Source organism: Pseudomonas sp. VI4.1 (assembly GCF_002029345.1).
GTDB lineage: Bacteria > Pseudomonadota > Gammaproteobacteria > Pseudomonadales > Pseudomonadaceae > Aquipseudomonas.
This window is the reverse complement of the sequence record NZ_MULM01000055.1, coordinates 1-11,045: the sequence shown is the minus strand read 5'-3', so window position 1 is coordinate 11,045 and position 11,045 is coordinate 1. Positions and strand designations below refer to the sequence as shown.

Sequence of the window (11,045 nt, the reverse complement as noted above, 5' to 3'; positions counted from 1 at the left end):
GGAAAAAGTCAGTGCTATGACCATGAGGTCACTCAATGATTCATTGGCGCAATACACCAAACCCAATCCAGACCTGAACTAACAACGCTAATCGCGTATACGGCCTTTGCGCCAACATAAGCAGAGCCCGCGACGCCGATTACGACCTCGCGGTGGCGCAGTACAACAAAAGCCTGGTCAACGCCCTGGGCGATGTCAGCGACACCATCAACCAGTTGCGCGATATCGGCCGGCAGATCGGTGCCCAGCAACACGCCACCGACATTGCCCAGCAGTCATACGACACCGTGGTCCAGCGCTACGGTTCCGGGGTCGGCAACTACCTCGACGTGCTCAGCATCGAGCAGCAATTGCTCCAGGCCCAGCGCCAGCTGGCAAGCCTGAATGCCGAGCAGATCGATCTGTCGATTCAACTGATGCAGGCGCTGGGAGGCGGTTTTCAGGGCGACACCCTGACCGCAGCCAATCCAATCCCAGCCACGCAGCACAACTAATTCAAGGTATTCGTCATGGCTACTGCCGATACAACGCAAGCCCCTGACACCCCACAAGACGCGAGCAATCAGCGCAAGCGCAAAGTCATGCTGGTGGTCCTGGCGCTGCTGGTGATACTCACCGCTCTGGGTGTCTGGGGTTATCACGAACTCTACGGGCGCTGGAACGAAAGCACCGATGACGCCTATGTGAACGGCAACGTGGTGGAAATCACCCCGCTGGTCACCGGCACCGTCGTCAGCATCGGCGCCGACGATGGCGACCTGGTCCATGAAGGCCAGGTGCTGATCAACTTCGACCCGAACGACGCCCAGGTCGGTTTGCAGAGTGCCCAGGCCAACCTCGCTCGCACCGTGCGCCAGGTGCGCGGCTTGTACAGCAACGTCGACGGCATGAAAGCCCAGGTCAATGCGCAGCAGGCGGAGGTGCAAAAGGCCCAGGACAACTTCAATCGCCGCAAGAACCTGGCGGCCGGCGGCGCGATCTCCCAGGAAGAACTGTCCCACGCTCGCGACGACCTGACCTCGGCGCAAAACGCCCTGGCCAACGCCCGGCAGCAGCTGAAAACCACCAGCGCCCTGGTGGATGACACCGTGGTGTCGTCGCATCCGGATGTGATGTCTGCTGCGCGCGCAATTGCGTCAGGCTTATCTGAACAATGCACGCAGCACCTTGATCGCGCCGGTCACCGGTTATGTCGCCAAGCGCACCGTGCAACTCGGTCAGCGCGTGCAGCCGGGCACGGCGTTGATGGCGGTGATTCCACTGGATCAACTGTGGATCGACGCCAACTTCAAGGAGACCCAGCTGCGTGACATGCGCATCGGCCAGCCGGTGGACATCGAAGCCGACCTGTACGGCAGCGACGTGAAATACAGCGGCACCATCGACAGCCTCGGCGCCGGCACCGGCAGCGCCTTTGCCCTGTTGCCGGCGCAAAACGCTACCGGCAACTGGATCAAGATCGTCCAGCGGGTGCCGGTGCGGATCCACATCAACGCCGAAGAGCTCGCAAAACATCCATTGCGGGTCGGCCTGTCGACCCAGGTCAATGTGAACCTGCATGACCAGAGCGGCCCGGTATTGGCACAACAGCCGCCGCAAAAGGCTTCGTTCCGCACCAGCGTCTACGACCGTCAGTTGGTCGAGGCCGACGCGATGATCACTCAGTTGATCCACGACAACAGCGCCGCGGTCAGCAAGCCGCTCCCACAAGGGCAGCTGCGTCCGTAACGGGCGCTGCGCCCATCAGGTTTCAAAGGATTCGCGATGAGCAATAACGCGTCTTTCACGCCGCCCAGCCTGCTGCTCAGCACCATCGGCCTGTCGCTGGCGACGTTCATGCAGGTGCTCGACACCACCATCGCCAACGTGGCGCTGCCGACGATCTCCGGCAACCTCGGCGTGAGTTCGGAGCAGGGCACCTGGGTCATCACCTCGTTCGCGGTGAGCAACGCGATCGCGCTGCCGTTGACCGGTTGGCTCAGCCGGCGTTTCGGGGAAGTGAAGCTGTTTCTCTGGGCGACCATTCTGTTTGTGCTGGCCTCGTTTCTCTGCGGCATTTCGACTTCCATGCCTGAGTTGATCGGCTTTCGGGTGCTGCAAGGCCTGGTGGCCGGTCCGTTGTACCCGATGACCCAGACGCTGCTGATCGCAGTCTATCCGCCCGCCAGGCGCGGCATGGCCCTGGCGCTGCTGGCGATGGTCACGGTGGTGGCGCCGATTGCAGGTCCCATCCTTGGCGGCTGGATCACCGACAGCTATAGCTGGCCGTGGATCTTCTTCATCAACGTGCCGATCGGGTTTTTTGCGGTAATGGTGGTGCGTGCGCAACTCAAGGCGCGGCCGGTGGTGACCAGTTATCAGCCGATGGATTACGTCGGGTTGATCACCTTGATCATCGGCGTCGGTGCGTTGCAGGTGATCCTCGACAAAGGCAACGACCTGGACTGGTTCGAGTCGAATTTCATCATCGTCGGCGCGGCCATTTCGGTGATTGCGCTGGCGGTGTTCGTGATCTGGGAAATGACCGACAAGCACCCGGTGGTCAACCTGCGGTTGTTTGCGTATCGCAATTTTCGTATCGGCACCATTGTGCTGGTGCTCGGCTATGCCGGGTTTTTCGGGATCAACCTGATCCTGCCGCAATGGCTGCAGACCCAGATGGGCTATACGGCGACCTGGGCCGGTCTGGCGGTGGCACCGATCGGCATTCTGCCGGTGCTGATGTCGCCGTTTGTCGGCAAGTACGCGCACAAGTTCGATCTGCGGCTGCTGGCCGGCGGCGCGTTCCTGTGCATCGGCCTGAGTTGCTTCATGCGGGCCGGGTTCACCAATGAAGTGGACTTCCAGCACATCGCCCTGGTGCAACTGTTCATGGGCATTGGCGTGGCGCTGTTCTTCATGCCGACCTTGAGCATTCTGATGTCGGACCTGCCGCCGAGCCAGATCGCCGACGGCGCCGGCCTGGCGACCTTCCTGCGGACCCTGGGCGGCAGTTTTGCAGCGTCGCTGACCACCTGGATCTGGATTCGCCGGGCGGACCAGCATCATGCCTATATGAGCGAAAGCATCAGCACCTACGAGCCGGCGACACGGGATGCGTTGAATGCGCTGGGCGGGGCGAGCAATCAGGCGTATGCGCAGCTGGACCATGTGCTGACCAGCCAGGCGTACATGCTCTCCACCGTGGATTACTTCACGTTGCTGGGGTGGGGGTTCATGGGCTTGATCCTGCTGGTGTGGCTGGCGAAACCGCCGTTTGCGGCGAAGGCGGGGCCTGCGGCCGCCGGTCATTAAGCCAGGATTGCCGACAATCCCACTGTAGGAGCTGGCTTGCCAGCGAAGGCGGCTCAAGCCATGCATCGCCCATGAAGACGCCTTCGCCGGCAAGCCGGCTCCTACAGGGTTTGGCGTTTTTCGCAATAGGCCTGTACATCGGTGACAGGGTTTGGCGTTTACCACCATTCTTCTGTACACCGCTGATCATGTAGGAGATTCTATGTTTGGGGGGAAGCCCCAAAAACTGGATTTGGCTGATATTCGCTCTGGTTCTTCATCAGGGCGAATGCCACCCGTGCCAGCTTGCGAGCCAGGATGACCAGCACTTGAGTCGTCTTTAATCCCCGCTCCAGATAGCGTTCGTAAAACGGCTTCCAGGTCTTTGAGCGACTGGCAGCCATCGCCGCGTTATGCAGCAGGCGCCGTATCTCTGAGTCACCTTTCTTGGTCAGCTTTCGACGTCCGTTCATCTGCCCCGAATCAGAGACTCTCAAATCCATTCCAAGAAACGCGATATAGGCGTCACCACTGGCGAAATCGCCGCGTTGAAATGCCATCGTCAGTGCGGTGGCGGTAAGAAAACCGACCCCCTCTACGGCCTGGCAGCGTTTGACTTGCTCGAGCAGACCCGCCTCTTTTACGACGTCCAACAGCTTCTTCTGGATGAGTAAATCCAATCGGCCCATGGCAGCGATCTGTTGTTTGAATGCCGCTTTCAGCAGCGGTTCGTCGCTCCAGCTTTGAGTCAAACTGACACGCGCCTGGACCAATGTCGCTCGTCTTCGAAGCAGGCTTTGAAGCTTGGTATAGACCTTCGGCGGCGGGCTCCAAGGACGTAGCTCTTCCTCTTCGTTCTTCAAGTAACGCGCCAGTAAACGGGCGTCGCTGGCATCTGTTTTGGCGCGGCCACCCACTCCTTTGCGGTAATTACTCAAACGGAAGCCGTCGATGACATAGACGGTATGTCCCATTGCATGAGCCAGCTCAACCGTATCCAGGTGATAGATATTGGTGGCTTCAATAGCGATGGCGCTGTTTGCAGGTAACGTTTTCAGCCACTTTGTAAGAGACGGTTTATCGTTTGACACGGGCAACAGCAGATCCGTGTCGGCCTGATAGACCACCACTTCGGCCTTGGCGACATCCACTCCGACTACAGAACGCGAGACACTCATTGCCACAAAGAAAGCTCCGGGTTAGGGTTTAAAGGCTTGTCGGGGCTTCACCATTGCGCTGGCTTGCTTCTATCGTCGGTCATGGCCGATGCATTCCTTATCGGCGCTTTGGTGAAGGGGTGGGGCGAAGTCTCCCACGGTCTGTACTGGCTAGAGTCAGATGCTGGCTTTTAGTCCCACCACCCCTACAAGTCTAAACATACAAGCTGGCTTGCCAGCGAAGGCGGCCTCAAGCCCTGCATCGCCCATGAAGACGCCTTCGCCGGCAAGCCGGCTCCTACAGGGTTCGGCGTTTTTCGCAAAAGGCCTGTACATCGGTGACAGGGTTTGGCGTTTACCACCATTCTTCTGTACACCGCTGATCATGTAGGAGCTGGCTTGCCAGCGAAGGCGGCCTCAAGTCTTGCATCGCCCATGAAGACGCCTTCGCTGGCAAGCCGAGCTCTACAACCATACGGCATCCCATAACGGGTAATCATGCACGCGCCTGACGAGCCCTGCTCGCAAGGGATTGGCGATAATATAACGGGCCGCCGTCAACAGATTTTCCTCACGGCGGAGCGCGCGATCATGGAAGCCTTTTTGCCAAAACCGGCCCGAGCGCCCCAAATAAGCATTGATCTCTCTCGCGCTGCGGGATTTAGTCGCAAGCATCAACTGCGCCAGCGTGCTGTTCTGCAGTTCGACCAGCCAGTGAAAGTGATCGGGCATCACTACCCAGGCCAGGGAATCGGCGTATCCCTCTGTTTGAACATGACGAAATTGATTCACCACCAAACGTCCCGCTCGCCAATCGCTGAAAACGGGTTCGCGCAAATGGGTGACGGCAGTAAGCAGATAGATTTGTCCGGACTGGGAGTAACGCCCGGTGCGCAGTTGATTTGCGTGGGAACGAGTGGGCATTCCTTTGCCCTCCTGTGTAGGTAGAAAAGAACTAGGCTAGCGCGCAGATAACTTAATTCCGAAAAGGTTTGGGTCTGGATGTATCAGCCTCAACACCTTCGCTCGCGTTATCGCAATCCATCTGTACGCAGTTGACGATATTTGGCGTTGACCACAATCCATCTGCACACGCTGATCATGTAGGAGCTGGCTTGCCAGCGAAGGCGGCCTCAAGGCCTGCATCGCCCATGAAGACGCCTTCGCCGGCAAGCCGGCTCCTACAGGGTTCGGCGTTATCGCAATCCATCTGTGCGCAGGTGACAGGGTTCGGCGTTTTTTTCAATCCATCTGTACGCAGTTGACGATATTTGGCGTTGACCACAATCCATCTGCACACGCTGATCATGTAGGAGCTGGCTTGCCAGCGAAGGCGGCCTCAAGCCATGCATCGCCCATGAAGACGCCTTCGCCGGCAAGCCGGCTCCTACAGAGGGCGAGGTGAAGCCACCTCTCGCGGTTGGTCGTTGGTGGCCAATGTTCGCCACCAATAGATCAACGCCACGGCATTGATGCCTGCGCCCAGCAGGCACACGCCAAGCCACCCGCCCCAGGCGTACATCGCCGTCGAACCGATGGAGCCCAAGGCGCTGCCGATCGAATAAAACACCATGTAGCCGGCAGTCAGTCGGCTCTGGGCTTCGGGGCGCACGCCGTAGATCATGCTCTGGCTGGTGACATGCACCGCCTGCAGCCCCAAATCCAGGGTAATCACTCCCAGCAGCAACGCCCACAACGAAGAGTGGGTGAGGGCGATCGGCAGCCACGAGACCAGCATCAACAGCAGCGACAATCCACTGGTCCATTGCCCCAGGCCACGATCGGCCAGATGCCCGGCACGGGCGGCGGCCAGCGCGCCGGCGGCGCCTGCCAGGCCGAACAAGCCGATTTGAGTGTGGGACAACGACAGCGGCGGGGCGCTCAACGGCAGCACCATGGGCGTCCACAGCACCATGGCACTGGCGAACGTCAGCAGCGCCAGCACCGCCCGTTGCCGCAGCACCGGTTCTTCCCTGAACAACGTAAACACCGATCCGATCAAAGCGCCGTAGGCACTGGCGGGTTGCGCCTGTTCCTGCCGGGGCAGCACGCGAAACAGCAGCAGTGCCATCACCAGGGTCAGACCGGCCGACAACAGATAGACCGACCGCCAACCGGCCAGATCAGCCATACCGCCGGCCACCGTTCGGGCCAGCAGAATGCCGACCACGATCCCGCTGGTGACCACGCCCACCACCCGTCCTCGCTGCGCCGGTATGGCCAGTGTGGCGGCGTAGGCCACCAGCACTTGCGTGACCACGGCCAGCAGTCCGGTCAGGGTCATTCCCAGCAACAGCCAGACACTGTTCGGCGCCCACGCGATCATCAGCAGCGCCAGCGCCGACAGCAAGGTTTGCGTGACGATCAAGCGCCGACGATTGAGCAGATCCCCCAGCGGCACCAGCAGCAACAGACCGAGGCCGTAACCGACCTGAGTCAGGGTAACGACGATGCCGACGGTGGCAGGCGCGATGGCAAACGCCTGGGCCATGGCATCCAGCAGCGGCTGTGCGTAGTAGACATTACCGACGGCCAGGCCGCAGGCGACGGCAAACAGCAGCACCACGGTGCGGCTCAATGGCTGGTCATGTTTCATCACCGGTCTCCTTTGGTGGTTTCAAAGTGAAACCAGTTGTACGGTAAGGAAACCGGTTTTATATTGCAACTACATAATTTGGGTGACCGCGAACATGGCCAAACGTACAAGCATGGAAGGCGCCGAATGCCCGGTGGCCCGTTCCGTCGAGGCCATTGGCGATGGCTGGTCGCTGCTGATCGTGCGCGATGCCTTCGATGGCATTCGCCGGTTCGGTGAATTCCAGCGCAGTCTGGGGATGGCCAAGAACATATTGTCGGCGCGTTTGCGCGCGCTGGTAGCCAACGGGATTTTCGATCTGGTGCCGGCGTCGGACGGCAGCGCGTATCAGGAATACGTGCTGACAGAGAAGGGCAAGGGGTTGTTTGCGCTGATCATCGGATTGCGGCAATGGGGCGAGGCGTTTTTCTTCGAGGAGGGAGAGGCGCACTCGCGGCTGGTTGATCGGGAGAGCGGTCGGCCTTTGCAGACGCTGGAACCGCGTGCCGAGGATGGGCGTTTGCTGGGGCCGGAGGATTGCGTACGCATAGCGGCCGAGTGAACGTCAGAAAGATCGCAGCCGTATTCCACCTGCGGGAGCGAGCAGTCTCGCTCCCACATTTTGATCAGCATTGCTCACATGTTTTGTGTCCGACACAAACCCCTGTAGGAGCTGGCTTGCCAGCGAAAGCGGTGGGTCAGGCAACATTTTTTCATCTGGAAGGACGCCTTCGCTGGCAAGCCAGCTCCTACAGGGGCAGCGTGCAGCCATTTCAATCGGTTGGTCGTTGGTGGCCAGTGTTCGCCACCAATAGATCAGCGCAAGCTATCGACCATATCAGCCACCGTCGTCAGCACATCCTTGCCCAACTGCTTCGACCGTTTGCCCGACCACCCCGTCAACGCATTCGGCGCATCATTGTTGTCCTTGAACGGCATTTCCAGCGTCAGCGACAAACAATCGAATTTCTCCCCGACGGCGTTGCAGGCCAAGGTCATATTGGCCTTGCCCGGCAGATCGCGGGTATAGCCATGCCTGGTCTGGAAATCCTTGGTCTGGTGCTTCAGATGGCTGCGGAACTGTTCTTCGAGTTTCTCGATCCGCGGCGTGTAACCCGGGTTGCCTTCGCAACCGGCGGTGAACACATAAGGAATCTCCTCATCGCCATGGATGTCGAGAAACAGGTCGACCCCGTACTGCTCCATCTGCTGTTGCACGAACAGCACTTCCGGGCTCAGTTCCTGGCTCGCACTCTGCCACGCGCGGTTCAGGTCCTGGCCCATGGCGTTGGTGCGCAAGTGACCGTGGAAGGCGCCGTCCGGGTTCATGTTCGGCACCAGGTACAGGTCGGCGCTGGCCAGCAATTTTTGCAGCACAGGATCGTCATGCCGTTCGAGGCGTTCGATCACGCCTTCCATGAACCACTCGGCCATGTGTTCGCCAGGGTGTTGCTGGGCAATGATCCACACCTTGCGTCGGCCTTCGGCGCCCGTGCCTTTGCGCAGCAGCTGGATGTCCCGACCTTCGACGCTTTTGCCGGTGGCCAGCAGCTCGGTGCCGGCCTTGGTCAGCGCCTGCTCGATCAGCCAGTCATGGCGACCGCGGCTATAGGGTTCGAAGTAGGCAAACCAGGCGTGGGTGGCGGTGGTTTCGAGGCTGAAACGCAGGCAATCGCCCTCGAAGATGGTCGGCACGCGGAACCAGTTGACGTGGTCATAGGACGCCACTGCCTGATAACCGTCCCAGGCCTTGTTGTACGAGGATTTGCTCGCATTGTTCAGGCGGAACCAGTGCTCCTGGCCGACATGCAGGCCGCTGGCCTTGAAGTGAAACCACTGGAAGTGCTGGCTGCGGGTGTCCGGGCGGATGGCCAGCAACGCCTGGAGCGGGTTGCTGATATCGAGCACTTCAATGTTGCCGCTGTCGAAGTTGGCGCTGATGTCGAGCGAGGATTTGGCCACGGTCATAGTCGATTCCTGAATATGATTTTTATGGCTGGTACTTTACACGCTGGGAAGGGAAAAACCGGGGGAAATTGCGGGCTGGAAAGGGGGGCGTCGTCCTTGACGCCGAGGCAGCTTAGAGGCTGTGCGATTGATTCTCAAGTGCTATTTTTGATTAGTTTGGGCCAATGATGCCGGGCTTCTCTTGCCAACGGATATTCTTTTGATATCATCCGCGCCATTCGGATTTGTAACACCAAAAGACTTCATTAGCCTGAAGGTAAAAGCCAGAAAAACTGGCAAAAAAAGACCCGGCAAAAAGCCGGGTCAAAAACCGTGATTAGCCTGATGAGGAGAGTGTCCAGGAGACCGACCTAAGGTCCCTTGGACAATCGACTGATCTCGCGACCAGCTGCATGCAATAATAATCATTCTCGTTTGCAAGTCAAATGATTTTATCTGCGCGATTGGAAAATTCTTTCCCGTCCTCCCCGAACACATCCTTTTTTCAGCCGTTCTGAGCACACTCCAGGGACCGGTCCACCAGCGCCCGGGCCATCTCGATCATGTGCACCGTCGAAAAAGCCAGATGCCGGTTGGCGCCCTGAAGGTTATTGCCCGACTCGTTGGCGGTGGCGGCTGCACAACGCAGCAGGTCCGAGGCATGGACCAGTGCCTCTTCGCTGCTGATATTGCGCCTCACATCAAAGAAGCGTTCTTCGACCACTTCCTCTGAAACAGCAGGTTTCAAGTAATAGTCCAGCGCTCGCTGCGCGGCCGCAAAGCCTTCGGGCGAGGTGAGGGTGGTGTCGATCGACAGGTCTGGCAGGTCATTGCCGGGGATGGTCATGGTCATGGCTAGCTCCGTGATGGGGTTCATATCCGTGAAACAATCCTAGTACAAATTGTATTTGTGACGAAAATTTAAATACTACAAGTTGTGTTTTGACGGCTGGAGGCACCCACGTATCGTGCCGCACATGGATAAATGGATTGAATTGGTCAAGGCCAAGATGAGTGAACTCAAAATCACTCAAGAGATACTCGCCGAGCGCGTCGGGATGTCCCAGGGGGGCATTGGCCATTGGCTGAACAAACGTCGCCAGCCGGGCATCGATGACATGAATCGGGTGCTGCAGGCGCTGGGCCTGGACTTTCTCGAGGTGGCGCTGGTGATCCGCGAGCCGGACGCCGCGAAGGCCGAGGGCCAGGACCTGGCGCAAAAGTACAACCCGTACTTCCGCTACCCGGTCAGTGGCTGGCGCGCCGCCACAGAGGTGCGTGAAGACGGGCCGGCGGCCTACGGGCAGGCGCGTTTCGAACGGTCCGATTACTCGGCGCTGGGCGCGGCATTCTGGCTGGAGGTGACAGGCGATGCGATGACGGCACCGACGGGTCTCAGCATTGCCGAAGGCATGTTGATCCTGGTGGACCCGGCCGTGGAAGCGCTGCCGGGCAAACTGGTGATCGCCCAATGGCCCGACAGCGCCGAGGCCACGTTTCGCAAGCTGATCGAGGAGGGCGGGCAGCGTTACCTGGTGCCGCTCAATCCGACGTACCCCAAAGCCCTGTACAGCCCGGAGTGCCGAATCATCGGCGTGGTGGTCCAGGCGACAATCAGGTTCTAGCCGGATCGGTCCGCGCCAGGCGCGGGACCGATCTTCAGCTCACGCTTCTTCCTTCAGCTCACGCTTCTTCCAGTTCGACCAGCGCACTGCCTTCGCTGACCATCTCGCCTTCCTGGCAATACAGCGCCTTGATCACCCCGGCATGGGGCGCACGGATGCTGTGCTCCATCTTCATCGCTTCCAGCACCACCAGTTGCGCCCCGGCTTCGACCGATTGCCCGGCCTCCACCAGCACGCGCACGATGCTGCCATTCATGGGCGCGGCAAGCCCGCCCTGATGGCTGTGGCTGGCTTCGACGGCACTGATCGGGTCGTAGGACTCGATGCGGCGCAACTCACCGGCCCAGTGCAGGTACACGCTGTCACCCCGCCGGATCGCCCGATGCCTGGCGGCGCACGCCGTGGTGCTCGGTCAGCAGTTGTTCGCCCTTGAGCTGCGCGGTGTGGGCATCGGCGCGGCCCAGGGTC

8 protein-coding genes and 3 pseudogenes are annotated in these 11,045 nt (G+C 59.7%); 5 read left to right on the top strand and 6 right to left on the bottom strand.

The genetic code is table 11. The features are described 5' to 3' along the window. Window positions 1-125 precede the first annotated feature (125 nt). The 3 genes and pseudogenes from BZ163_RS01330 to BZ163_RS01320 all read left to right on the top strand — a co-directional run. Window positions 126-494 (top strand): annotated as a pseudogene (locus BZ163_RS01330) (TolC family protein); the annotation flags it as partial. Between the two features lie 15 nt (window positions 495-509). Beyond that, window positions 510-1,728 (top strand): annotated as a pseudogene (locus tag BZ163_RS01325) (efflux RND transporter periplasmic adaptor subunit). 36 nt (window positions 1,729-1,764) lie between these two features. Further along, window positions 1,765-3,294, top strand: a complete 1,530-nt coding sequence (locus BZ163_RS01320; RefSeq protein WP_128869490.1) for a DHA2 family efflux MFS transporter permease subunit — start codon at window positions 1,765-1,767, stop codon at window positions 3,292-3,294. Window positions 3,295-3,494: 200 nt separating this feature from the next. On the opposite strand, the gene BZ163_RS01315 is transcribed toward BZ163_RS01320, so the two are convergent. From BZ163_RS01315 to BZ163_RS01300, 3 genes are all read right to left on the bottom strand, one after another. Beyond that, window positions 3,495-4,457 (bottom strand): IS110 family transposase, encoded by a 963-nt coding sequence (locus tag BZ163_RS01315; RefSeq protein ID WP_128869489.1) that lies wholly within the window; start codon window positions 4,455-4,457, stop codon window positions 3,495-3,497. Between the two features lie 438 nt (window positions 4,458-4,895). Then, complete coding sequence (locus BZ163_RS01310) at window positions 4,896-5,354, bottom strand: transposase (RefSeq protein ID WP_128869488.1); 459 nt, start codon at window positions 5,352-5,354, stop codon at window positions 4,896-4,898. A gap of 463 nt (window positions 5,355-5,817) precedes the next feature. Then, complete coding sequence (locus BZ163_RS01300; protein ID WP_128869487.1) at window positions 5,818-7,026, bottom strand: MFS transporter; 1,209 nt, start codon at window positions 7,024-7,026, stop codon at window positions 5,818-5,820. 94 nt (window positions 7,027-7,120) lie between these two features. Between BZ163_RS01300 and BZ163_RS01295 the strand changes: the two genes are divergently transcribed. Then, window positions 7,121-7,567: a helix-turn-helix domain-containing protein gene (locus BZ163_RS01295; protein ID WP_128869486.1), complete on the top strand. Its 447-nt coding sequence runs from the start codon at window positions 7,121-7,123 to the stop codon at window positions 7,565-7,567. Window positions 7,568-7,821: 254 nt separating this feature from the next. Here BZ163_RS01295 and BZ163_RS01290 read toward each other — a convergent pair whose 3' ends face one another. Then, window positions 7,822-8,973, bottom strand: coding sequence for a M14-type cytosolic carboxypeptidase (locus BZ163_RS01290; protein WP_128869485.1), 1,152 nt, complete (start codon window positions 8,971-8,973; stop codon window positions 7,822-7,824). Between the two features lie 484 nt (window positions 8,974-9,457). Then, window positions 9,458-9,799 (bottom strand): DUF6124 family protein, encoded by a 342-nt coding sequence (locus BZ163_RS01285; protein WP_128869491.1) that lies wholly within the window; start codon window positions 9,797-9,799, stop codon window positions 9,458-9,460. Window positions 9,800-9,929: 130 nt separating this feature from the next. On the opposite strand from BZ163_RS01285, the gene BZ163_RS01280 reads away from it, so the two are divergent. Then, the gene (locus BZ163_RS01280; protein ID WP_128869484.1) at window positions 9,930-10,577 is read left to right on the top strand and encodes a LexA family transcriptional regulator; all 648 of its coding nucleotides are present in this window, start codon (window positions 9,930-9,932) and stop codon (window positions 10,575-10,577) included. A 58-nt stretch (window positions 10,578-10,635) separates the two neighbouring features. Here BZ163_RS01280 and BZ163_RS01275 read toward each other — a convergent pair. Further along, window positions 10,636-11,045: pseudogene (locus tag BZ163_RS01275) on the bottom strand (acetyl-CoA carboxylase biotin carboxyl carrier protein subunit); the annotation flags it as partial.